This is a genomic window from Flavobacterium sp. CFBP9031 (genome assembly GCF_034044945.1).
In the GTDB taxonomy this organism is placed as follows: Bacteria; Bacteroidota; Bacteroidia; order Flavobacteriales; family Flavobacteriaceae; genus Flavobacterium.
Window position 1 is genome coordinate 362,080 of the sequence record NZ_JAXCWF010000005.1, and the last position, 23,871, is coordinate 385,950.

Sequence of the window (23,871 nt, forward strand, 5' to 3'; positions counted from 1 at the left end):
TTGATAATTAGATATTTTCTATAGACAACAAATAAATTATCTAATTGACACATTCTCTAATTATCTAATTAAAAATGAGCGGTATCTACATTCATATTCCTTTTTGCAAGCAGGCTTGTCATTATTGTGACTTTCATTTTTCGACTTCGATGAAAAAGAAAGACGAGATGGTTTTGGCATTAGCCAAAGAAATTGGCATGCGCAAAAATGAGCTTCTCGACTCCGCTCGAAGTGACAATGAGATTGTAGAAACCATTTATTTTGGCGGAGGAACTCCTTCTGTTTTGACCAATGACGAAATAAACTTTTTAATTTCTGAAGTTTATAAAAACTATAAAGTTGTAGAAAACCCTGAAATTACACTTGAAGCTAATCCGGATGATTTGTCTGCTGAACGAATTCTGGAATTATCTAAAAGCCCAATAAATAGATTAAGCATCGGAATTCAGTCTTTTTATGAAGAAGATTTAAAGATGATGAATCGTGCCCATAATTCGGCGGAAGCCAAAAAATGTTTAGAAGAAGCGACAAAGTATTTCGATAATATTTCATTGGATTTAATTTACGGAATTCCAGGAATGAGTGACGAAATGTGGAAACAGAATATCCAAACAGCTTTAAATTTCGGCATTCCGCATATATCGAGTTATGCTTTGACGGTTGAACCCAAAACGGCTTTAAGCAAATTAATTCAAACCGGAAAAGTTGCTGAACCTCAAGACGAAGTGGCTTCCAACCATTTTCTGATTTTGGTCGAAATGCTTCAACAGAATGGTTTTATTCATTACGAATTATCAAATTTTGGAAAAGAAAAGTATTTCTCCAAAAACAATTCGGCTTACTGGCTGGGCAAAAAATACATCGGAATCGGACCTTCGGCACATAGTTATGACGGCGTAAAAAGAGGCTGGAATATTGCTAATAATTCATTGTATTTAAAAGCTATTCAGAACAACGAACTTCCAATCGAAACCGAAATCTTAACTGTTTCTGATCGTTACAATGAATATATCATGACGGGATTGCGAACCATTTGGGGCGTTTCTTTAGAAAGAATTGAAAAGGAATTCGGATCAGAATATTTGAATTATTTACTGGAACAAGCTCAAAAGTTCTTAAATGACAATTTACTTTCAATAGAAAACAACATTTTAAAACCAACTCCAAAAGGAAAATTTTTAACAGATGGAATTGCTTCAGATTTATTTTATCTAAATTTGGATGAATAAAAATTAGCCACGAAGGCATAAAGGCTCAAATTTATTAAACTTTGTGACTTAGCGTCTTTGCGGCATAAAATCCAAATTTGTGTTAGCAAAAATCAACAACTTCGAAATCGACTTATCAAAACCCATTGATATTTCTATTCCATTAACCAATACAGATGAAAATCCGATTGCGTGGTACATCGAAAAACCTGTTATTGAGCCTGTAGTTTTTGGCGATTGGATTGGAAAAGTTTCTGAAGGAAAATCATCTACGAATTTCAACAATATTTTCTTCAATCCACATGGGCATGGAACGCATACGGAATGCTTGGGGCATATTACCAATGATTTTTACAGTATTAACCAATCTCTAAAACAATTTTTCTTTTTTGCTAAACTGATTACGGTTGAACCTGAAAAGATTGGAGATGATTTTGTGATTACGAAAGAAAACATTTCGACTTCGCTCAATGTGACAGCAGTGGATAGCGCTTCGACTCCGCTCAGCGTGACAAACGAAGCCTTAGTTATTCGCACTCTTCCCAATCAAAAAGATAAAAAATCAAGAAAATATTCGAATACCAATCCACCGTATTTGTCTGAAGATGCTGCAATTTTCATCCGCGAAAGCGAAATTCAGCATTTACTGATTGATCTCCCAAGTGTGGACAAAGAACATGACGAAGGAAAATTATTAGCGCATAAAGCATTTTGGAATGTAAAAGACACAGTAAATCTAAATTCTGATGCAAGATTAAATGCTACAATTACTGAGATGATTTATGTTCCAGACGAAATTGAAGATGGAAATTATATACTAAATCTTCAAATCGCTTCATTTGAAAATGATGCCAGTCCATCAAAACCGATTCTATATAAAATTGCAGATTTTAGATTGTAGATTTTAGATTATTCTACTGCAAAATCTAAAATCTACAATCTAAAATCTAAAATAAAAATGATAACCGTTTCTACAGATAAAACCAAACTCGACGTTCCGTTTATACAGAATTTTTTAAAAGACATTTATTGGGCTGCGGGACGAACGATTGATGAAGTGCAAAGAACGATTGATGCTTCGGTTTGTTTTGGAATTTATTTAGAGGACAAACAAATTGGCTTTGCACGTGTGATAACCGATTATGTCGTTTTTGCCTATTTAATGGATGTTTTTATTGATGAAGAACATCGTGGAAAAGGCTACTCATCAATTTTAATTCAAGCGATGATGAATGAGCCTCAACTGCAAGAAGTTAAAATCTGGCGATTGGCAACAACTGATGCTCACTTTTTATACGAGAAATTCGGATTTACAAAACTAAATCATCCTGAAAAGATGATGGAAAAAATAGTCTAATGAAAACAGTTTTAAAACTTGAGGAAATCGCTTTATTCCTTCTTGGAATCTTTTTGTTCAACCGCTTAAATTATGAATGGTGGTGGTTTCTTACTTTAATTTTAGCTCCCGATTTATCAATGATGGGCTATGTTTTTGGAAACAAAGCTGGAGCATTTCTTTATAACATCTTTCATCACAAAGGAATTGCGCTTTTAATTTATGCCATCGGATTTTATTTTAGTATTGAAATGGTGCAATTAGCGGGAATTATTTTATTTTCACATTCGGCAATGGATCGAATTTTTGGTTATGGTCTTAAATATGAAAAAGGCTTTAAATACACGCATTTAGGTGAAATTGGTAAATAAACAGTTATGAATTTAGAAACGTTTTACGAATATTGTCTTTCAAAAAAAGGAGTCAGCGAACATTTTCCTTTTGATGAAGACACTTTGGTCTTTAAAGTGGGCGGAAAAATGTTTGCTTTGTCTTCGCTTTCTCAATGGGAAAAAAATGAGCAATCAGCAAATTTAAAATGCGACCCAGACCGCGCACAGGAACTTCGAGCAGAGTATGACGAAATACAACCTGGATTTCATATGAGTAAAGTACACTGGAATACCGTGGCTTTGAATGGAAATTTACCTGATAAATTCGTGAAGGAACTTATAGACCATTCATACGAATTGGTTTTCAAAAGTTTGACAAAGAAAATTCAAAATGAAATTATCGAATTAGAAAATTAGGCATTACATTTGCATCGTAAGAAAAAAAATTTAGCAGCTTAGCCGCTTTGAAACTTAGCAACTAATAAACAATGAAAGAACAATTTAAAAAATTTCTAAACGAAGAACAAGATCCAAAAGCGATTGAAAAAATAACTTCGAAACTTACTGATTTATTAATGAAAGGTGAAGAAGTTGGTTATATCGCCGTGCAAAAAAAGCCTGCAATTACTGTTTTTCCTGATAGTATAATCTTAACCAATAAACGTATTATTATTTGCACGCCTAAAAACTTAGGTCTTTCAATGAATTTTACAGATTATACTTGGGATGATATTACAAGCTCATTTGTAAAAGAAAATATTTTAGGTTCTGAATTTTCATTTAGCACTAATACAGACCTGATTATTTCTATAGATTATATTCCGAAAATTCAGGCTAGAAAAATGTATACCTATGCTAAAGAGCAATTAGATTTATTAAAAAATCCTGTTCAGACAGCAGCTCCAGTTCAAGAAATTGTGGAAGAAGCAGAAGTTGAAGACGAAATCGAAGAGGTAGAAACAGAAGAAGTAACAAGCTTTGCAGAAATTTTACCTGCAGCTCCAGCTGTGACAGAAACTTTTGAACCGCTTCCGACGCAACCAACTCAACCTGCTGGAGAACGTAGATTAAGTGATTTATCTAAAGAAGAACTTTTTGATAAATTACAGAATTACAAAAAACTTCTTGATAATGGTTTGATCATGCAAGGAGAATATGATGCTTACAAAAAAGAGATTTTAAGTTATATGTAATTTTAAAGTACAAAGTTCTGAGTACAAAGTACAAAGATTATTGACTTTGTCTAAAATAAAAAAGCCCGAAATAGAGATTCTATTTCGGGCTTTGCATTTATAGCTTTGTATTTAGAAACTTTGCACTTTGTACTTATAAAGTCGCTTTTTGCTTTTCTACAAATTTATGAGATTGCAGTTCCAGTAACTCTTTTGCATTTTTTCGTTGCAGATCGAATAAACCTTTATCTTCTGCAATATCAGCGTACACTTTATCATGCATTTCGGCACTTGTTTTAACCAATAATTCACGTTGGTATTTATTTTGTGTCAAAGTTGCTTTCATTGCGGTTTCGGCTTCTTCTTGCTTGAAATCGAATTCCCCTTTTGGAGCTAATAATTTAGCGATAATCGGAGACGTTTCGATTGCCAGAAACAACAGCATAATGAAAAATGACGGAAGCCAAGGCAGTTTATTTAAGGCATTGATGCGCGCCATTAATCCGTCGAAACCTTCAATAATAGGCTGTGTCTGCGAAACTTTTTTATCTAAATCGGCCTGAAGCTGTACGCCCGCCTTTTCTTTTTCGGCAATTTTAGCTTCGTTTGCTTTTTTAAGTATTTCAAATTCTTTTAAGGCCGCATCGTGTTTTTCGCGTTTCTCTTTATAAACAGGACCTTTTCCTAATTTTTTAGTTCCGGTTGTTCCTTCGGCTTCAGTAATATAAACTGAATATAAATCGTTTACTTCTTTCTCTTTCTTTACAATATCCGCTTTAAGCGCAGCAATTTCAGCTTTATTTTTATCTAAATCCGTTTTGAAATACGTTCCAATTTGTTTTTTGTTGGCCAATTCCATTTCGTTTTTCTCTTTCAATAAAACGGTATTGATTTCTTTTTCGAAAATCTTAATCTCCAAAGGCTTCGAAATTACAATTGCAATAATAATAGCCAAAGCAATACGCGGAGTTGCCTGAAGGAATTCGTCTAAGAAACGATCTCTTTTTTTAATCGTAGAAACGATAAATCGGTCTAAATTGAAGATTAGTAAACTCCAAACAAATCCGAAAATTAAAGCGGGATAAATAGAATCGAAAACAGTAAAAAGCGCATAAGCACTGGCTAGAAAAGCCATAACTGCCGTAAAGAACACGGTGGCGCCAATACCAACGTATTTGGTTTGTTCGCCTTCTGAGCAGTCTTTCAAGAGATCACGGTCGGCTCCTGAACATAGGATAAAAAATTGTTTTAACATGATTGATGATTTTTGATTGTGATTGATATGGCAAATTTAACGCCAAATTTTCAAATACAGTCAAAATATCAATTTCTTTTTAGTTGTGAATCAAACGTTTGAAAACGCAATGTTAGTTAAACATTAATAATTATAAGCAATAACTGACTAATCATAACACTATGTTAATTTTTTTTCAAGGCTTTAGTAATACACGGGTCTTAGTTTCGCAACCGAAATTAAACTAAACACACACAATGAAAAAATTCTATCTATTAACAGCATTCTTTTTATTCGCCTTTACAGGTTTTGCTCAGAAGGCTATTATATCTGGAAAGATATTGGACGCCGATGACAAACTGCCTCTTCCTGGAGCAATGGTTCAAATTGTAGGCGAGAAAAAATATACCGTTTCTGACTACAACGGTCGTTTTGAATTATTAAATATTAATGAAGGAACTTACCAAGTTGAAGTAAAATATATTGGATATACTTCTTTATCTCAAGAAATAAAAGTGGAGCAAGGAAAAAACAATGTAATTGATTTTTCTCTTAAAGCTTCTGAGAATGAACTGAAAGAAGTTATTGTTGGAGATATCTTAAAAGGTCAGGCAAAAGCGCTGAATCAACAGAAAAATAACAAAAACATCGGAAACGTAATTTCTTCAGATCAAATGGGACGTTTCCCAGATGCTAACGTTGGAGACGCTTTAAAACGTGTTCCAGGTATCACAATGCAGAATGATCAAGGTGAAGCGCGTAACATTATTATTAGAGGTTTAGCTCCATCTTTGAACTCTGTAACTTTAAATGGTGACCGTATTCCATCTGCTGAAGGAGAGAACAGAAACGTACAAATGGACTTAATTCCATCTGATATGATTTCTACAATCGAAGTAAACAAAACACTAACATCAGACATGGATGCTGATGCAATTGGGGGTTCTGTAAACTTAATTACAAGAGCAACTCCAAACGGAGAAAGAATTTCTGCAACTCTTGCAGGAGGTTATTTACCAATTCGTGACCATGCTTCTTATACTGCTGGTTTTGTTTATGGTAACCGTTTTGCAAATGATAAATTAGGAGTAGTTTTTAGCGGATCTTATAACAATGTGGATTACGGTTCTGACAACATCGAAAACGAATGGGTAAAAGATGAGTTTGGAAATGACTATTTACAAGCTTCTGAAATTAGAAAGTATGATGTACAGCGTATCCGTCGTAGTGCTTCTGTTGCTTTAGATTATAAATTCAATGACAACAATACCATTTTTGCAAATGCAATCTACAACTGGAGAGATGATAGAGAAAACCGTTTTAGAACTACTTACGATGATATTGAGCCACTTTATAATGGTGAAGAAATTGTTGGTTTTGAAGGTCGTGTAAAACGTCAGACAAAGGGTGGTTTAGACAACAACCGAAACAAAAACAGAAGATTAGAAGATCAGAGAGTTCAAAACTATTCTATTCGTGGAGAGCACTTAATCAATTCTACATTAGATTTAGACTGGTCTGCTAATTATGCAAAAGCTAGAGAGTACCGTCCGGGTGAGCGTTATATTGAATACCGTCAAAAAGGTTTAGAAATGTTTGAAGACTTATCTGACATCAGATTTCCTTTGATGACAACTGTTGGCGAATCTGTTGACGAATTTAAATTTGACTCTGTTACTGAAAACACAGACGAAACAAGCGAAAGCGAATTTGGTGCTAAAGTAAACATTCGTTTCCCATTCTCTGTAATTGCAGGAGAAAAAGGAAGATTGAGAACGGGTCTTAGACTTCGTTTGAAAGAAAAAGAAAGAAACAATATGTTCTATTCTTATACACCGCTTAACGATGATATGGAGTTATTATCGCAAGTTCCGACATCTTATTATGATGGAAAAGATTTTAATCCAGGAAGTAAATATGTTCCAGGAACTTTCGCTTCAGCTTCTTACTTAGGAAGTTTAGATTTGAATAATGCTTCTCTATTCGAAAAAGAAGCAGATCCAGCAGAATATTTAGCTGTAAATTACAATGCTAAAGAAAGAATTACTGCTGCTTATGTAAGATGGGATCAGGATTTTAACGATAAACTTTCTATGGTTTTAGGTTTCCGTGTGGAGAATACTCATATCGATTATACAGGAAACCGTGTATTAGACGAGGAAGAATTAGAGAGCAAAATCAACAACACCAACTCTTACACTAATTTACTGCCAAGTATCTCATTCCAATACAACGCAACAAAAGATTTAGTTTTGAGAGCTGCTGCTACAACTGCGTTGGCTAGACCAAACTATTATGCATTGGCTCCTTATGTAAACAATATTGCTGCCGATAAAGAAATTACAGCTGGAAATCCAGATCTTAAAGCTACTTATTCATACAATTATGATTTCATGGCTGAGAACTATTTCAAATCTGTTGGTTTAATTTCTGGAGGTGTTTTCTACAAAAGATTAAACGATTTCATTTATAACTACAGCGACAATCAATATACAGATGCGAAATTTGCTGCAGATTTCCCTAATCAAGTAAACCCAGTTCCAGCAGGAGAAAACTGGTCTTTCTTACAATCAAGAAATGGAGAAAATGTAGATGTTTACGGGTTTGAAGTTGCATTCCAACGTCAATTGGATTTCTTGCCAGGTAAATTCCTAAAAGGTTTTGCCATCTATTTGAACTATACTTACACGCAATCTAAAGCAAAAGGTATTGCCGATGAGGACGGAAACGAAAGAAATGACATCAGTCTTCCTGGTACAACGCCACATATGTTTAACGGATCTCTATCTTGGGAAAACAAACGTTTCTCTGCAAGAATCTCAACCAACTTTACATCTGATTACTTAGACGAATTAGGTTCTGAGTCTTACAAAGACAGTTACTATGATAAACAGTTTTTCTTAGATGCCAATGCTGCTTACAAGATTACGCCAAAACTTCGCTTTTTTGCTGAAGCTAATAACTTAACCAACCAACCGTTACGTTACTATCAAGGAGTTGCTGCTCATACAAAACAAGCTGAATATTACCAGCCACGTTACAATTTCGGATTGAAATTAGACTTGTAATCTGAACTTTTTTAAAATTCTTAAATTAGACAGAGTTTAGCGCTCTGTCTAATTGCATTAAAATATATAACATAATGAAAAATAAATCTTTAGTTGCTCTTTTACTTTTAGCTGTTTCATTTACAGCTTGTAAAGACGATAAATTAGCCCCAGTTCAGCCAAACGCTGTAAAACCCACAGCTGTTACCGAAGCTTTACCTCACGATACAGACGATCCTTCTATTTGGATAAACCCAACAGATGCTTCAAAAAGTATTATTGTTGGAACAGATAAAGACACAGACGGAGGTTTGTATGCTTTTGATTTGAATGGAAAAATCCTTAAAAAATCAATTCCGTTAAAACGTCCAAACAATGTTGATATCGCTTACGGATTGATTATTGACGGAAAAAAAGTAGACGTTGCGGTTACAACTGAACGTGAAGAAAATAAAATCAGAATTTTCAGTTTACCTGATTTAGAACCTATTGATAACGGCGGAATTCCTGTTTTTGATGGAGAAACACAACGCGACCCAATGGGAGTTGCTTTATACACACGCCCAACTGATGGGAAAATATTTGCTATTGTAGGCAGAAAAACAGGTCCTTCTGGAAGCTATTTATGGCAATATGAACTTTCTGGAAACGGAAAATTTGCTGCAGCAAAAGTGATTCGCAAATTTGGAACATACAGCGGTAAAAAAGAAATTGAAGCTATTGCTGTGGATAACGAGTTAGGTTTTGTATACTATTGCGACGAGCAAGCTGGAGTTAGAAAATACAAAGCAGATCCAGCTTTAAACGATAATAAAGAACTGGCTTTCTTTGGTCAGAAAGATTTCAAAGCAGATCACGAAGGAATTGCGATTTACAAAAAAACAGATTCTACAGGGTACATTTTAGTATCCAATCAGCAGGCCAATTCTTTTATGGTTTATCCAAGAGAAGGTTCGAAAGAAAATCCAAATAATCATCCTTTATTGGCAGAAGTTCCGACTTCTACAATCGAATGTGATGGTGCAGATGTTACGAGCGTAAACTTAGGACCAAAATATAAAAACGGACTTTTTGTAGCGATGAGCAACGGAATGACTTTCCATTATTATGCTTGGGATTTAATTCAAAAACGCATCGACGAAGCTAAGAAATAAAGATTCAGTGTTGATTTGAAATTGCAGTTTTTCGGTACTTTCCTTTAAACTGTACTGAAAACTGCGTTTCAATGTCTTTAAAAAGTACTTATTGTCAGGCTGAGCGAAGTCGAAGCCAAGTTTCCAATTGAAATGCCCTTCGACTCCGCTCAGGGAGACAAGGAAGAAGTATCAAACAAACACAAAAAACAAAAAAAGCTGTTCATTTCTGAACAGCTTTTTTACTTTGAATTAAATAATTCCCTTTATTCTGTAATTGGTGCTCCTGCTAAGATTTCAGCATTTGCAAACTCTTCAAATTTGGCAAAATTAGCTTTGAATTTCTGAGCTAATTCTAACGCTTTTTTATCGTATAAATCTTTGTCTTCCCAAGTATTTCTAGGATTTAGAATTTCTTCTGGAACATTCGGGCAAGATTGTGGTTTTGCAATTCCAAACACTTTGTGATCTACGTACTCTACATTGTCTAATTCTCCTTTTAATGCAGCAGTAATCATAGCACGAGTATATTTAAGCTTCATACGACTTCCTATTCCGTAAGGTCCGCCTGTCCAACCTGTGTTGATCAACCAAACTTTTACTCCCGCATCTTTCATTTTCTTGCTCAACATCTCAGCATAACGCGTTGGGTGCAAAGGCATAAATGGTGCTCCAAAACAAGCAGAGAAATTAGGCTGAGGCTCTGTTACACCAGCTTCTGTACCAGCAACTTTGGCTGTATATCCAGAAATAAAGTGGTAAGCCGCCTGACCTGGATTTAATCTTGAAATTGGAGGCAGAATTCCGAAAGAATCGGCCGTTAAGAAAAATATATTTTTAGGATTATGTCCAACCAAACCAGGCTGTACATTATCAATATGTGTAATTGGGTAGCTTACACGAGTATTTTGAGTAATAGAAACATCGTCAAAATCTACTTCGTTTGTTCCTTCTTTGAAAACCACATTTTCTAAAAGCGCTCCTTTTTTGATTGCTCTAAAAATGTCTGGTTCGTTTTCTTCTGTTAAATTAATCACTTTTGCATAACATCCGCCTTCAAAATTGAAAACAGTATTTTCGTTTGTCCAGCCGTGTTCGTCGTCTCCAATTAATTTACGTTCTGGATCTGCAGATAAAGTTGTTTTTCCTGTACCAGACAATCCGAAGAAGATTGCTGTATCTCCTGCTTCACCAACATTGGCGCTGCAGTGCATTGGAAGTGTATTTTTGAGAACCGGAAGAATAAAGTTCAATGCAGAGAAAATTCCTTTTTTCATTTCTCCCGTATAACCTGTTCCTCCAATTAAAGCAATTTTTTTAGTAAAATCTAAAATAGCAAAATTAGACTGACGTGTTCCATCTACAGCAGGATCTGCCATAAAACTTGGAGCACAAACTACGGTCCATTCTGGAGTAAAATTTGCCAGTTCTGAATCTTCTGGACGTAAGAACATATTGTAGCAAAACAAGTTTGACCAAGCAGTTTCTGTTACAACACGAACATTTAATCTATAATTTGGATCTGAACATACATAAGAATCACGAACAAAAACCTCTTTGTCTGATAAAAATGCTGTTACCTTATTATAAAGCTTTTCAAAAGCTTGGGGCTCAAAAGGGATATTTACATTTCCCCACCAAACTTGATCTTTTGTAATATCATCTTTTACGATAAAACGATCTTGTGGAGAACGACCTGTAAATTCGCCTGTATTAATTGCTAACGCTCCTGTAGAATTCTCAACACCTTGTCCTGACTGCAAAGTAATCGCATGTAATTCATCTGCAGATAGTTGATAACGAACTTTTGCATTTTCAATTCCTAACTCTTTTAACGAAATCGATTGCGCGAAAACTGTATTAGTGTCCATAAGTTTTAAGTTGTGTGTGATTTTTTGTTTAAAGCAAAATTACAGATTTATTTTTATTTCTTTTAAAATACTTAAATTTCACTTTAATTTATATGAAAAAAGAGAAATTTCACTTTAAAAATTATAAAAAGAAAAAAATAACCGCCTCTAATTTGTTTATTTACAACCTAATACGCGAATTTGTTATATTATTTTTGTTTGACAACAGAAAATACAAAAAAGTCACATAAATAAAGTTATATGTTATTTATGTGACAAAATTAAAGATTAATTCTTAGACAGAATTTTTTTTTCGGGATTTTATGATTTTCTCTTCAAAATCGTAAAGAATAATAGCGTCCAAGCAATAATTAATAGAAAACCACCCACAGGAGTTGCGAATACGATAATTTTAGATTCAAACAAAGTATAGTCTTTTGTAGCCAATACATAAATTGAACCGCTGAAAAGAACAACACCTGCTACTACAAAATTATAGATCGTTTTTAAGGTCTTTTCGGCTATATCTTTTTGAGTAGATAAAAAGAGAAGAAATAAGGCGTGATACATTTGGTAACGAACACCAACTTCAAAAGTATTTAATTGATCAACTGAAAGGTATTTTTTCAATAAGTGAGCGCCAAAAGCACCCAAAATAATAGCTAACATACCGATAAAAGCTCCAGTTAAAACGATTCTTCTTTTCATAATATATCTCTTTTGAAATTTGAAACAAAAATACTTCAAACGAACCGAAAAACCGCTTTAGTTCTTGGATTATTTAGAACAAAATCAGGTTATTTTTTATCCGATTTCAAAAAATAAATTGAATTTTATTTAATTTGAATTGTTATATTTATAACAATTAAATATATTTGTGTTAAATATTTGAGACATGAGAAACGTTTTAATAATTGGAGCAGGAAGATCTGCATCGTCTTTGATTCGATATTTATTATCAAAATCTAAGGAAGAAAAGCTGCATTTAACCGTAGCCGATCTATCATTGAATCTCGCAAAAGCAAAGACTCAGAATCATCCGAATGCCACACCGCTTGCCTTAGATATTTTTAATTCCGACGAAAGAAAAAAAGCTATTGCAAATGCGTCAATAGTAATTTCTATGCTTCCTGCACATTTGCATATCGAAATTGCAAAAGATTGTTTAGAATTTAAAAAACATCTTGTTACCGCTTCTTATATAAGTGATGGCATGCAAGCTTTAAACGAAGAAGCCATCAAAAACAATCTGATTTTCATGAACGAAATTGGTCTCGATCCAGGAATCGACCACATGAGCGCAATGAAAGTTATTGACGAAATAAGATCGAAAGGCGGTAAAATGCTTTTGTTTGAATCTTTCTGTGGCGGACTTGTAGCTCCTGAATCTGACAATAATTTATGGAATTACAAATTTACTTGGGCACCAAGAAACGTGGTCTTAGCAGGACAAGGAGGTGCTGCGAAGTTTATTCAGGAAGGAACTTATAAATATATTCCGTACAGCGCTTTATTTAGAAGAACTGAATTTCTAGAAGTAGAAGGTTACGGAAAATTTGAAGCGTATTCTAATCGCGATTCTCTTAAATACCGCTCGGTTTATGGTTTAGATGATATTCTAACATTATATAGAGGAACTATTCGAAGAGTGGGATATTCTCGCGCTTGGAATATGTTTGTACAGCTCGGGATGACTGATGATAGCTATGTTTTAGAGGGGGCAGAAAATATGAGTTATCGTCAGTTCATCAATTCTTTCCTTCCGTATCATCCAACTGATTCTGTAGAAATTAAAACTCGATTGATTCTAAAAATCGATCAGGACGATATTATGTGGGATAAACTTTTGGAATTGAATTTATTTAACCCAGACAAAAAAGTCAATCTGCCAAATGCTACTCCGGCTCAAATCTTAGAAAAAATTCTGACTGACAGTTGGACTCTTGAACCAGAGGACAAAGATATGATTGTGATGTATCATAAATTTGGTTATGAACTAAATGGAGAAAAGAAACAAATCGATTCGAAAATGGTTTGTATCGGCGAAGACCAAACTTATACGGCAATGGCAAAAACAGTCGGACTTCCGGTTGCAATTGCCACTTTATTAATCTTAAATGGAAAAATTACAACTCCAGGCGTTCAGCTTCCTATTAAAAAAGAAGTTTATGAGCCTATTTTGAAAGAGTTAGAAGAATATGGGGTCATTTTTAACGAACAAAATGTACCTTATTTTGGATACAATCCGGACCTATTTTAGTCTGGATCTGCATGTTTATTTTTAGAATTTTTTTTTAATTAGTTTTTAATTTTATCCGCTTCTCCCATCAGAAGCGGATTTTTTTATTTTACTGAACTGGCGTAAGCGTTATTGGCAATTTATACAATACTCTTACCGGCAAACCTTTGTTTGAACCCGGAATCCAATTAGGAGAAAGTTTTATAACCCTAACAGCTTCTTCACCTGTTCCATATCCTATATCTTCTACTGCTTTAATATCAGATAACGTACCGTCTTTCTCAATAATAAACTGCAGTTTTACCTTTCCTCCATATTTCAGTGCTTTTTTTGGAACTTTAAAGTTTTTACCCACAAACCTGTAAAACTTGTTTATTCCACCTGGAAAATCAGGCTTTTTCTCAATGCTATCAACCTTCATTTCCAAAGGCCTATCCTCATCTTTCGACGTATTTTCTTGAGCCGTACTCTTAGCACTCATAAAAATCAGTATTACTAATATAAAACTCTGAGTAAGTATTCTCTTCATATTTTTAAATTGTTTAATCGCTTAAATATCCTGTCTTACACTTACAAATATAGATTTTTACTTTAATTAAAGTTGTTCCCATTTTAGCGCAAGAACAAAAAAAATCCGTTCTTTTTGAACGGATTTTTTTTGTTTTGATTTAACGCCCTAAAGGTCTGGCCAATTGAACAACCATCGGTAAAATAAATTTAGAACTTACTGGTTCGCCATCCTTAGTTGCTGGAATCCATTTTGGACAAAGTTTCATAACACGAATAGCTTCGGCACCCAAACCATATCCTAAATCTTTTACAATTTTTATATTAGATAAAGTCCCATCTTTTTCAATTGTGAAATGTATATAATACTTTCCATCTACTTTTTTTTCGTAAGCAACATCAGGCATCTTATAATTTTGAGCATAAAAGATGTAAAAATCGGTTAAACCATTAGGAAATTCTGCTTGAGTTTCTACACTTACAGTATTATCAGATTTAGCAGAAAGATCTATTAGTTCTACTTCTTGCGCCCAACTTTTTGAATTACATGAAAGCAGTAAAAAAAAGGAAAAAACAACTTTAAACATTAAATTAGAAAACGGTTTCATTTGTAGCATATTTTTTACAAATCTACATTAATTCTCATTTCTTTTTTATTTTTTTTTTAATTATTGCTTTGAAGTGTAATCGGTAAACTGTACATCACTCGAACGGTCTGACCATTTTCAGTTGCAGGAATCCATTTTGGCGAAAGTTTCAAAACACGAATTACCTCATCTGAAACTCCATATCCTAAATCTTTAACAATTTTAAATTCAGACAAACTTCCATCTTTTTCAACCATAAACTCAACAAATAGTTTGCCTTCCATTTTATGTTTTGAAAATTCTTCTGGCATTCTAAAATTTTGCCCCACAAACATGTAGAACTTCTCTATTCCGCCAGGAAATTGTGGCTGTTTTACATTTGTCTTTTCGCTAATTCTATTATCATTGGCGTTTTTTCCACTAAAACTGGTCTGTGCAACAGCTTGCGAATTAAAAGCAATTAATAATACAACAGAAACGGTAGCTACAGAACTCACTTTTAAAATCATAGCAAGTGGCGATTTCTCTTTAGTCATCATAAGCAAACGTTTTTTAGTTATTAAATAATTGATATTACTTGCCAAAGCAACAGTTTGTTGGTTTGAAGCAAATTCCAGCAATAAGTTCTGATAACTTCTAACTTCACCAAATTGTTTATTTACGGCTTCGTCGGCTAAAAATTCATGATTGAGTTTAATTGCTTTTCTAAAAAGAGAAAGAAAAGGATTAAACCAAAATACTGTTTGCAACACTGCAACAAAAAGTATATCCAATGTATGCCTTTGCTCTAAATGTGCTTTCTCGTGTATTAGTAATTCTGATGGAATTTTTCCCATCTCAAATTCTGTTTTATTTACAAAAATGGCATTCCAAAAAGAATGGGGCAAAACAGCTTCATCAGTCAAAATTAATTTTACGCCATCTACAGAGCGGGTTTCTTTTCGATTTATTTTTTTGAAAAACGAAAGCACATTTAAAATTAAACGAAACCCCAGCACTATTGCAACGATTACATAAACACGTTTCAAAATGTCGAATATATATTCTAATAGGTAATTTTCATTTATAGGCGCACGGCTTGTTCTAATCTCTATTCCTTCCAATTGAATTGCGTTTAATCCGCTCTCAAATAAAGGTTTGAATGTAAATAGTTGCAGCGGAATAATAAAACTAAAAATCAAACTTCCTAGAAGATAAGCACGATTGAATCGAAACATTCTTTCGTTTTCTAACAACAACTTATATACTGCGTAAAAAACCGCAAGCAGTAAACCTGATTTTAAAAGATAAGTTATCATTTTTTCTTTTTTTGAATTTCTGAATCGATTATTTTTTTAAGATCTTCCAGTTCCGAAGCCGACAAATTGGTTTCGGTCGTAAAAAACGAAGCAAATTGCGAAGCCGAATTATTAAAGAAATTACTAATTAGCCCTTTTACGTGTTTTGCAAAATAGTCTGTTTTCTTGACCAACGGATAATATTCTCGAGAATTTCCAAATTCATTATACGCCACAAATTTCTTGTCAATCATTCGTTTTAAAAGCGTCGCTACGGTTGTTGTTGCTGGTTTTGGTTCCGGATACGCTTCGAGCAAATCTTTCATAAAAGCCTTTTCAAGCTTCCACAAATGCTCCATTAACTGTTCTTCTGCATTTGATAATTGTATCATGGTTTTGTATTTTCAAGTTTTTCTGTTTCGGACAATTCCTTTTTATATTCCTCCAAATTCCATTCAACATTCAATTTTGTCGCATATTCGGCCATAGTTCCAAGTCCGACCTCTGCACGCCTTTTATCGACATTATCTGGATCTATCATTGGTGCTATACGAATTTTATTAGTCTTTTTATTCATTGAACTCTGACTGCCATAAATTTGTTTTTTTCCTTCTCTCAAAGCCACTCTATCTTCCAAATACGCCAGATTCCCTGGATTGGCATTTCCGTTTTTAACCGCCTCTCTCATCATAGGCAGATATTTTTGCTGGTATTTTAAATCGGCATGCTGAATCACCAGAAATAAAGTCTGATTTCCCTGAGAACCTACCACATTTTTTCCTAGCCAGCCTCTTTCGTCCAGTATTTTCATCACCTTAATGAGGTTAATACTGTCTTTTCTTTCCATGATTTTACCAATGCTGTCTATTTTCTTTTTATCAGGTTTTGAAGCTCTATAAACATTCATAAATTCTCCGCGAATTTCCTGATCTTCGGTATAAATTTCTGCAAGTTCTTTTTCCAGCACTTTATCATAATTTGCTCCAATAATATCTAACTTCTTCTGCAGTTTATCAATTGTTTTATTCCATTGTTTTTCTGAGTGCAAAGGCTTTAAATCGTTATCAATTTTAAGATGGGCAATATTCTCGTATCCGTTATCGATAGAAAGATTTAGCCATTTAAATGCTTTTTTGTTCTTTTTTGCCATAGAAGCAGAACAGCCTGCGTTGTATAAGTCTCGATCGTCTTTTTGCTCTATTTTAAAAGCTTTTTCATAATACGAAACAGACAATTCATAGTTTTTTACTGTGTAACAAGAATCGGCTTTTCGAACCCATTCTTTATACGTTTGAGCTTGCAGAAAAATACAGTTCATCACTAATAAAGAGAGTGTAATTATTTTTTTCATGGTTTAGAGGTTAGTTGGTTTATTTAATATTTTGTTCCGAAATCAATTCTCCTTTTTCGTAATTCTTGATTCCTTTTAATTTTCCTTTGTCCGAATAAAACTTCCATTCTCCAAAATAAAACCAATGCGTTTCTACCGAATTCGTTTCTAATTTTGTTTTTCCTTTCGATTCCAGTTTTCCGTTTTCGTAATAACTTTTCACAATACAGATTCCGTTTTTATATTTCTCCGTTTTGTAGATTTTTCCATTAATGTACGATTTCCACTTTTTTACTGGAAGATCATTTTTATAATATTCATACGATTTATAATCTGTTCCGTCTTGCGAATATGTATCAATCCAAACACCTTCTTTTTTCTTGTCAATCTTCTGATTAATCGGCTGACTTTTACACCCCAAAAGCATTAATCCGAAAAGAAATAATAAAAAGATGTTTTTCAATTTCATGATTGCTCTACAATTATAGATTCGTTTCTACAAATGTAGAGTTAATTTTTAAATATGCAAGAAAAAGAGGTCTTTTTTTTTAGTTGCAAAGTGACAGAGGTACAAAGTGACAGAAGTTTTTCCTTTGAATATTAAAAGATTAAAAACAAAAAAATCCGCTCATTTCTGAACGAATTTATATCTTAAAAATGCTGCTGAAAATTTAACCGCAAAGAACGCAAGGATTTTATTTTGGATCGCTTTTATAAACGCAAAGTTCGCAAAGCTTTGCAGACATAGCTTTGCGAACTTCTATAAATCTTATTAAAAAATCCTAGCGCACTTTGCGTAATTCTTAGCGTTCTTAGCGGTTAAAAAAACTTAACCGCAAAGAATGCAAGGTTTTTATTTAAGGTTACATTTATAAACACAAAGTTCGCAAAGCTATGTGATGAAGCTTTGCGAACTTTTATAAATCTTACTTAAAAAATCCTTGCGAACTTTGCGTAAAACTTTGCGCTCTTTGCGGTTAAAAAACTTATTTACTTAATTCCACAAAATACTTGTAAAACAACGGAATAGTCTCAATACCTTTCAAGTAATTAAAGATTCCGAAATGCTCATTTGGCGAGTGAATTGCATCGCTATCCAAACCAAATCCCATTAAGATGGTTTTACTTTTTAATTCTTTTTCAAACAAAGCCACAATCGGAATACTTCCTCCAGAACGAACCGGAATTGCAGGAACTCCAAACGTTTCTGTATACGCTTTATTTGCCGCCTGATAACCAATGCTGTCAATTGGCGTTACATAACCTTGACCACCGTGGTGAGGCGTTACTTTTACCGTAACTCCAGCTGGAGCAATACTTGTAAAATGTTTCGTGAAAAGTTCTGTAATTTCTTCCCATTCCTGATTTGGAACCAAACGCATCGAGATTTTAGCAAAAGCTTTACTCGCAATAACCGTTTTAGCACCTTCGCCAGTATAGCCGCCCCAGATTCCGTTTACGTCTAATGTCGGACGGATTGAGTTGCGCTCGTTGGTTACATATCCTTTTTCGCCATAAACATCGGCAATGTTTAAAGCATTTTTATATTTTTCTAGGCTGAAAGGCGCTTTTGCCATTTCTGCTCTTTCCTCTGCAGATAATTCTTCTACTTTATCGTAGAAACCTGGAATCGTAATATGATTGTTTTCGTCGTGAAGCGAAGCAATCATTTTTGCCAAAATATTAATTGGGTTCGCCACAGCTCCACCGTATAAACCTGAATGCAAATCGCGGTTTGGACCTGTAACTTCTACCTCAACATAACTCAAACCTCTTAAACCTGTCGTGATCGATGGCTGTTGGTTCGAGATCATTCCTGTATCTGAAATCAAGATTACGTCGTTTTTCAGCTTTTCTTGATTTCGTTCTACGAACCAAGCCAAACTTGCAGAACCTACTTCTTCTTCACCTTCGATCATGAATTTTACGTTACAAGGCAACGTATTGCTTTGTACCATTAATTCAAGCGCTTTTACGTGCATGTACATCTGACCTTTGTCGTCACATGCTCCACGCGCGAAGATAGCTCCTTCTGGGTGAATATCTGTAGTTTTAATAACAGGTTCAAAAGGTGGTGAAGTCCATAATTCTAATGGATCTGGCGGTTGTACGTCGTAGTGGCCGTAAACTAAAACCGTTGGAAGATTTGGATCTATAATTTTCTCTCCGTAGATAATTGGGTAACCTGGAGTGTCGCAAGTTTCGACATAATCGCACCCTGCTTTTGATAAACTTTCTTTTACAGCCTCTGCTGTGTCAATAACATCTTGAGAATATGCAGTGTCGGCACTAACCGACGGAATCTTTAATAATTCGATCAATTCGTTGATAAACCGATCTTTATGTTGTTGAACGTAGGACTTAATATTTTCCATTTAAATTATTTTTATAGAAACCCAAAAGTACAAAAAAGAGAATTAAAAAAAATTTTCAAAAAATGCTTTGATAATTCAAAAGTATGCCTATCTTTGCACCCACAATTACCGCGGATATGGCGAAATTGGTAGACGTGCCAGACTTAGGATCTGGTGCCGCAAGGCGTGTAGGTTCGAGTCCTATTATCCGCACAAAAAAAAAGCTTCTGAAGATATTTCAGAAGCTTTTTTGTTTTTGGTGCATTCTACTTTTTGTTATTAAAGTTGTTGATAAGCAATTTACTACAATATATTATTTATATTCTCTGTTTTCTATTTTTGAACGTTAACTTAAAAAGCTGTTCGAGAAGATATCATTAACGCCTTTTTTGACCAAAACACGAAAAAATGACAGAAGAGAAAGTAATCTATTTAATTAAAGAAATAGCAAAAGAAAATAAATTTGTAAATACTTCAGCAGTTCTTCAAAATTCTAATTTTGAGTTTCACGTTCGTAATCAAGGACCTTATCACTCTGAAACTTCTTACATTGTATCTTTTAAAGTTGATCCTACGACTTTTGTAAAAGTAAATACAGAGTTAACTTCAATAAAAAATACTATTAAACGTCTAATAAGAGAAACTACTGGTTTATCAATTTACGAAATATTCATAACTCCTGATTATGATAAAATTTCAATTATAAATTCTGAGGTGTCAGTTGTACAAACTGAATGGCAAGAAATTAATGATCTTCAAAAAAAACTGATAGATTTATTTAAAAAAAGTGATGGTTCAATTGATTATCAAAATATTGGTAATTCTGCTAGAACACTTATGGACAAACTTGCAAGAATTGTTTTTGATGAAAAATTGCACAAACCTGAAGATCCAAAAATTGATATTAGAAACGGAAAATTCAAAAATCAACTCCATAGTTTTATAGCAACAAAATTACGTGGAAGTCAAAATGAAGATATTCGAAAACTAGCAAATTCAGCAATTGAATTTATGGAAAAATCCATAGATCTAATGAATGTTACTACGCATAAATTAGATGTTCAAAAACATTTCGCTGAGCTTTGTATCATAAGTTTAATAAATGTGGTTAGCGTTATTAAATCAGTAAATGAAATTCCTTAAAACGAAACCTTCAAAATACAAAAGTTTGACAGAATAATCAATTTATGAAAATTTATAATTATGGAAGATGAATCTAAATTTGAAAAACTATCAAAAGTCTCAATTAAGTCATTACTTAATGAAAACTTTTTCCAAGATATCTCCATAATCAAAAACGGAAGTAGAAACGCAACTCTTATTATCATAAAAGATGGACAAAATATATCATTGGCTGTAAGTAAAAAAACTGTTCAGAAAATTGATAATATTAATAATTATGAAGAAATTGCCCAAAAAGGACATATTGTTTTAATCAATAACTTATTGTCAATTCACAGTCTCAGATTTTACATGAATGAATATTTAAATTTAGATGATTATTTTGAAATAGTAAATGATGATAAAAAAATCAAAAATGATCGTGAATTAATTAAGCAAATTATTTTGCAACAATTATAAGATTAATCTACCACTTATCGACTCAATACTTTGGACTTTTAGGCTTTCGCAGAAAATCACAAAGCACCTGAATCTTGTCATTTCGACCTAAGGAGAAATCTCCACGAGAAGCTCTACAAAGATTGTCTTTCCGTTACGGAGTTTCTTGCGAAGATTTCTCCTTACGTCGAAATTGTAAAGGTTAGATATTTCGGTAACAAAATTTACCTTTAATAAATTTTGTTGCGATGAGAAATAACAGTCATGATTCAACACTAGAAAGAAACTATTTAGAGAAGTATCGTTTTTTGATAAAAGAATATGAGCAGGTAAAAAACAAGACGCATCCAGTGCATAAAAAGGCTATGGAATTTTATAAGGCAAATGACACCTGCAGAAAAAGTTTCTTAAAGTATTATAACCGCTATAAGCAGAGCGGTAAGTCTTTAGATCTACTGCCTCAAAAGCGAGGTCCAAAATACAAGACAAGACGTCCTGTGCCATTTATAGAGCGAAAAGTAATTGAATTAAGAGAAAAAGGAAACAACAAATATGAAATTGTTAGTATCTTAAAGCCCAAATTAGGAAGGAGCACTCCTTCATATTCTGGAGTTTATAATATTTTAAAACGCAATAATATAAATAGGCTAACTCCGAAGATTAAAAAGAATCATCAAAAAATAATCAAGGAAAGAATGGGTCAGCTTGGTCACATTGATTGTCATCACTTAAGCAAGAGCATCATAAAAGGAGAGAATCGAAGATTGTACCTAGTGTGCATAATTGATGATTACAGTAGGATTGCCTGGGCGGAATTAATTCCCGACATTACTAGTTTAACAGTTATGTTTGCAGCATTAAAATGCTTAAACATCTTAAGTGATCATTATGAAATAAAATTTGAAGAGATTTTATCTGACAATGGGCCTGAATTTGGAATCAAAACCAGCCAGCAGAAATATAACCATCCTTTTGAGAGAATGCTTATGGAATTAGGGATTATCCATAGACACACCAAACCTTACAGACCACAGACAAACGGAAAGGTTGAACGCTTCTGGAGAACTCTTGAAGATGATCTGCTTAGAGAAACTGATTTTGATTCTTTGGAAGAGCTAAAAGAAGAATTATTACAATATTTATATTACTATAATCACGAAAGGCCACATCAGGGAATTGATGGAAAAAAGCCAATCGAAATGATAAATCCGTTACCGAAATAAGTGACTTTTACAGAAATGACAAACTGTGCGGTAATTCATCTTTATCAAATCACCTTGACGAAAGGAGCTTTTCAGCATCACCAACAGGTTGTCAAACTATGAAAAAAATTGCGGAAATCACTCTGGAATTTTTTGTCGGTTTTGCTTTTGGTTTCTCCTTTCGTCGAAATGAAGATATTTTAAAACGTTATTTTCTTTTATTCAACTTCCAAATAAGGATGCAAAATTTCGGCTAATTCATTCAGCCAATAAAAACCTTTTTCTAGGTTTTCTTTTTGAGCATAGACATATCCTCTTTCGTCATCCCTCATAACAACTAATGCAATTGCATAATTTAATTGCCGTATTGCTTTTGCCAAATCTTTGGCATCAATAACATTATTAAAAAAATCTAAGAGTTTCTTTTCTGTTTCTTTCGAAAGATCGTTTGTAGCCATTGTCTTATTTTTTATTTGAAGCAAATATAATAATTTGTATGCTAATTAGCCTACATGAACAAAATAAATCTTTCCACTTTTGAAATATGAATATTTCAGAAGAAACTTTTCTCGTTAATCTTGGTATTCACGTTAGACAATTACGTGAAAAGAAAGGCTTATCTCAACAAGGTTTAGCTGACGACTGTAATATTAACAAATCTCAAATAGCAAGATTAGAAGTTGCTAAAGTAAATACAGGCATAAAGACCCTTGCAAAAATTGCCAATGCTTTAGATGTTGAACTTAAAGAATTGTTTGATTTTCCTTTGAAATAAAACCTTAAAATTCCTTAGTCTCCAATGATTAAAACCAAAAAATTTCAACTTACAAAAAAAGAATATTTCATATTCCTCGTTAGACTTGAGTTAAAAAGACGAGGATGGTTATTTCTTTTTATGTGGATGTTTTCTGCATTCGTTCTTTTTACTGAAAAGAAAGATTCTTTTAGCATTTTTATTATAGTCGTTGGTTTTATGTATCCTGTTCTTACGATTTATAAATATTGGATTTTTACAAATTCAAAAGACAATAAGATTATTTTCTACGAAAGACAACATGAAATATTCTCAGATAGAATTATTTCTGGAATGGGGGAAATCTCTAATAGTACAGTTCCTATGCAAAATTTTGTAAAAGTTTTCGAACTAAATGACCTCTATCTTTTATACTACACCAAAGGACAAGCAATCTTCCTTCCAAAACGAATTTTTGAAACTCAAGAAGATGAAAATTGGTTTAGAAATGAAGTTTTTTTGAAGATAAAGAACAGACGAGTTTAAATTTTAGTCAAAGACCATCCGTCTAGTTTGTCATTTCGACGAAGGAGAAATCACACTCGCATATCGACAAAGATTAGCTTTTCGTTGCGGAGCTACTTGTGGAGATTTGCTTCGCCTATTCGCTATCGCTCGAGTCTCGTTCCTCCTTTAGATTTGTTTTTTGAAATTTTAAGTAGATTTATGATTGAGAAAGGAAGCAAAAGTAAACTGTTCGTTCCTCCGAG

25 protein-coding genes and 1 tRNA gene are annotated in these 23,871 nt (G+C 33.5%); 15 read left to right on the forward strand and 11 right to left on the reverse strand.

What is annotated here, in order from left to right:
* Positions 1-74: 74 nt before the first annotated feature.
* The 6 genes from hemW to SOM12_RS11255 all read left to right on the forward strand — a co-directional run bounded on the left by hemW (position 75) and on the right by SOM12_RS11255 (position 4,069).
* The gene (hemW, locus tag SOM12_RS11230; protein ID WP_320493476.1) at positions 75-1,229 is read left to right on the forward strand and encodes a radical SAM family heme chaperone HemW; all 1,155 of its coding nucleotides are present in this window, start codon (positions 75-77) and stop codon (positions 1,227-1,229) included.
* A 79-nt stretch (positions 1,230-1,308) separates the two neighbouring features.
* Positions 1,309-2,109, forward strand: a complete 801-nt coding sequence (locus tag SOM12_RS11235; RefSeq protein WP_320493477.1) for a cyclase family protein — start codon at positions 1,309-1,311, stop codon at positions 2,107-2,109.
* A 57-nt stretch (positions 2,110-2,166) separates the two neighbouring features.
* The gene (locus tag SOM12_RS11240) at positions 2,167-2,565 is read left to right on the forward strand and encodes a GNAT family N-acetyltransferase (RefSeq protein ID WP_320493478.1); all 399 of its coding nucleotides are present in this window, start codon (positions 2,167-2,169) and stop codon (positions 2,563-2,565) included.
* Positions 2,565-2,915 carry a DUF4260 domain-containing protein gene (locus SOM12_RS11245; RefSeq protein WP_320493479.1) on the forward strand — a complete coding sequence of 117 codons (351 nt, stop codon included), beginning with the start codon at positions 2,565-2,567 and terminating at the stop codon, positions 2,913-2,915. Before SOM12_RS11240 ends, SOM12_RS11245 begins: the two co-directional genes overlap by 1 nt.
* A 6-nt stretch (positions 2,916-2,921) precedes the next feature.
* Positions 2,922-3,293: an MmcQ/YjbR family DNA-binding protein gene (locus SOM12_RS11250; protein ID WP_095928184.1), complete on the forward strand. Its 372-nt coding sequence runs from the start codon at positions 2,922-2,924 to the stop codon at positions 3,291-3,293.
* A 71-nt stretch (positions 3,294-3,364) separates the two neighbouring features.
* On the forward strand, positions 3,365-4,069 hold the full coding sequence (locus SOM12_RS11255) for a PH domain-containing protein (protein ID WP_095928185.1): 705 nt from the start codon (positions 3,365-3,367) through the stop codon (positions 4,067-4,069).
* 133 nt (positions 4,070-4,202) lie between these two features.
* Here SOM12_RS11255 and SOM12_RS11260 read toward each other — a convergent pair whose 3' ends face one another.
* Entirely contained in the window at positions 4,203-5,303 is a 1,101-nt protein-coding gene (locus tag SOM12_RS11260) for a DUF4407 domain-containing protein (protein ID WP_095928186.1), read from the reverse strand.
* A gap of 236 nt (positions 5,304-5,539) precedes the next feature.
* On the opposite strand from SOM12_RS11260, the gene SOM12_RS11265 reads away from it, so the two are divergent.
* Positions 5,540-8,350 (forward strand): TonB-dependent receptor, encoded by a 2,811-nt coding sequence (locus SOM12_RS11265; RefSeq protein ID WP_320493480.1) that lies wholly within the window; start codon positions 5,540-5,542, stop codon positions 8,348-8,350.
* A gap of 74 nt (positions 8,351-8,424) precedes the next feature.
* Positions 8,425-9,483 carry a phytase gene (locus SOM12_RS11270; RefSeq protein ID WP_320493481.1) on the forward strand — a complete coding sequence of 353 codons (1,059 nt, stop codon included), beginning with the start codon at positions 8,425-8,427 and terminating at the stop codon, positions 9,481-9,483.
* 245 nt (positions 9,484-9,728) lie between these two features.
* Here the strand turns inward: SOM12_RS11270 and pckA are convergent, their stop codons facing one another.
* Together pckA and SOM12_RS11280 are read right to left on the reverse strand one after the other, a co-directional pair.
* On the reverse strand, positions 9,729-11,333 hold the full coding sequence (gene pckA, locus SOM12_RS11275) for a phosphoenolpyruvate carboxykinase (ATP) (RefSeq protein ID WP_320493482.1): 1,605 nt from the start codon (positions 11,331-11,333) through the stop codon (positions 9,729-9,731).
* A 300-nt stretch (positions 11,334-11,633) separates the two neighbouring features.
* Positions 11,634-12,020, reverse strand: a complete 387-nt coding sequence (locus tag SOM12_RS11280; RefSeq protein ID WP_095929777.1) for a DUF423 domain-containing protein — start codon at positions 12,018-12,020, stop codon at positions 11,634-11,636.
* A 187-nt stretch (positions 12,021-12,207) separates the two neighbouring features.
* On the opposite strand from SOM12_RS11280, the gene SOM12_RS11285 reads away from it, so the two are divergent.
* On the forward strand, positions 12,208-13,572 hold the full coding sequence (locus SOM12_RS11285) for a saccharopine dehydrogenase family protein (protein ID WP_320493483.1): 1,365 nt from the start codon (positions 12,208-12,210) through the stop codon (positions 13,570-13,572).
* A gap of 88 nt (positions 13,573-13,660) precedes the next feature.
* On the opposite strand, the gene SOM12_RS11290 is transcribed toward SOM12_RS11285, so the two are convergent.
* The 7 genes from SOM12_RS11290 to SOM12_RS11320 form a co-directional block, all read right to left on the reverse strand.
* Positions 13,661-14,032 (reverse strand): energy transducer TonB, encoded by a 372-nt coding sequence (locus SOM12_RS11290; protein WP_320493484.1) that lies wholly within the window; start codon positions 14,030-14,032, stop codon positions 13,661-13,663.
* A gap of 187 nt (positions 14,033-14,219) precedes the next feature.
* Complete coding sequence (locus tag SOM12_RS11295) at positions 14,220-14,675, reverse strand: energy transducer TonB (RefSeq protein WP_320493485.1); 456 nt, start codon at positions 14,673-14,675, stop codon at positions 14,220-14,222.
* A 47-nt stretch (positions 14,676-14,722) separates the two neighbouring features.
* Positions 14,723-15,943 carry a M56 family metallopeptidase gene (locus SOM12_RS11300; protein ID WP_320493486.1) on the reverse strand — a complete coding sequence of 407 codons (1,221 nt, stop codon included), beginning with the start codon at positions 15,941-15,943 and terminating at the stop codon, positions 14,723-14,725.
* Positions 15,940-16,314 carry a BlaI/MecI/CopY family transcriptional regulator gene (locus SOM12_RS11305; RefSeq protein ID WP_198854767.1) on the reverse strand — a complete coding sequence of 125 codons (375 nt, stop codon included), beginning with the start codon at positions 16,312-16,314 and terminating at the stop codon, positions 15,940-15,942. Before SOM12_RS11305 ends, SOM12_RS11300 begins: the two co-directional genes overlap by 4 nt.
* Positions 16,311-17,273 carry a DUF6624 domain-containing protein gene (locus SOM12_RS11310; RefSeq protein ID WP_320493487.1) on the reverse strand — a complete coding sequence of 321 codons (963 nt, stop codon included), beginning with the start codon at positions 17,271-17,273 and terminating at the stop codon, positions 16,311-16,313. Before SOM12_RS11310 ends, SOM12_RS11305 begins: the two co-directional genes overlap by 4 nt.
* Positions 17,274-17,292: 19 nt before the next feature.
* Positions 17,293-17,721, reverse strand: coding sequence for a hypothetical protein (locus tag SOM12_RS11315; RefSeq protein ID WP_253251817.1), 429 nt, complete (start codon positions 17,719-17,721; stop codon positions 17,293-17,295).
* Between the two features lie 517 nt (positions 17,722-18,238).
* Entirely contained in the window at positions 18,239-19,627 is a 1,389-nt protein-coding gene (locus tag SOM12_RS11320) for a dipeptidase (RefSeq protein ID WP_095929770.1), read from the reverse strand.
* Positions 19,628-19,737: 110 nt separating this feature from the next.
* On the opposite strand from SOM12_RS11320, the gene SOM12_RS11325 reads away from it, so the two are divergent.
* From SOM12_RS11325 to SOM12_RS11340, 4 genes are all read left to right on the forward strand, one after another.
* Positions 19,738-19,819, forward strand: a tRNA-Leu gene (locus SOM12_RS11325).
* A gap of 195 nt (positions 19,820-20,014) precedes the next feature.
* The gene (locus tag SOM12_RS11330; RefSeq protein WP_320493488.1) at positions 20,015-20,749 is read left to right on the forward strand and encodes a hypothetical protein; all 735 of its coding nucleotides are present in this window, start codon (positions 20,015-20,017) and stop codon (positions 20,747-20,749) included.
* A 60-nt stretch (positions 20,750-20,809) separates the two neighbouring features.
* Complete coding sequence (locus tag SOM12_RS11335; protein WP_320493489.1) at positions 20,810-21,187, forward strand: hypothetical protein; 378 nt, start codon at positions 20,810-20,812, stop codon at positions 21,185-21,187.
* 227 nt (positions 21,188-21,414) lie between these two features.
* Positions 21,415-22,389: an integrase core domain-containing protein gene (locus SOM12_RS11340; RefSeq protein WP_320493490.1), complete on the forward strand. Its 975-nt coding sequence runs from the start codon at positions 21,415-21,417 to the stop codon at positions 22,387-22,389.
* 197 nt (positions 22,390-22,586) lie between these two features.
* On the opposite strand, the gene SOM12_RS11345 is transcribed toward SOM12_RS11340, so the two are convergent.
* Entirely contained in the window at positions 22,587-22,826 is a 240-nt protein-coding gene (locus SOM12_RS11345; protein ID WP_320493491.1) for a hypothetical protein, read from the reverse strand.
* Between the two features lie 86 nt (positions 22,827-22,912).
* On the opposite strand from SOM12_RS11345, the gene SOM12_RS11350 reads away from it, so the two are divergent.
* Both SOM12_RS11350 and SOM12_RS11355 read left to right on the forward strand, forming a co-directional pair.
* Positions 22,913-23,143: a helix-turn-helix domain-containing protein gene (locus SOM12_RS11350; protein WP_281634597.1), complete on the forward strand. Its 231-nt coding sequence runs from the start codon at positions 22,913-22,915 to the stop codon at positions 23,141-23,143.
* A 126-nt stretch (positions 23,144-23,269) separates the two neighbouring features.
* On the forward strand, positions 23,270-23,647 hold the full coding sequence (locus tag SOM12_RS11355) for a YcxB family protein (RefSeq protein WP_320493492.1): 378 nt from the start codon (positions 23,270-23,272) through the stop codon (positions 23,645-23,647).
* Positions 23,648-23,871: the final 224 nt, after the last annotated feature.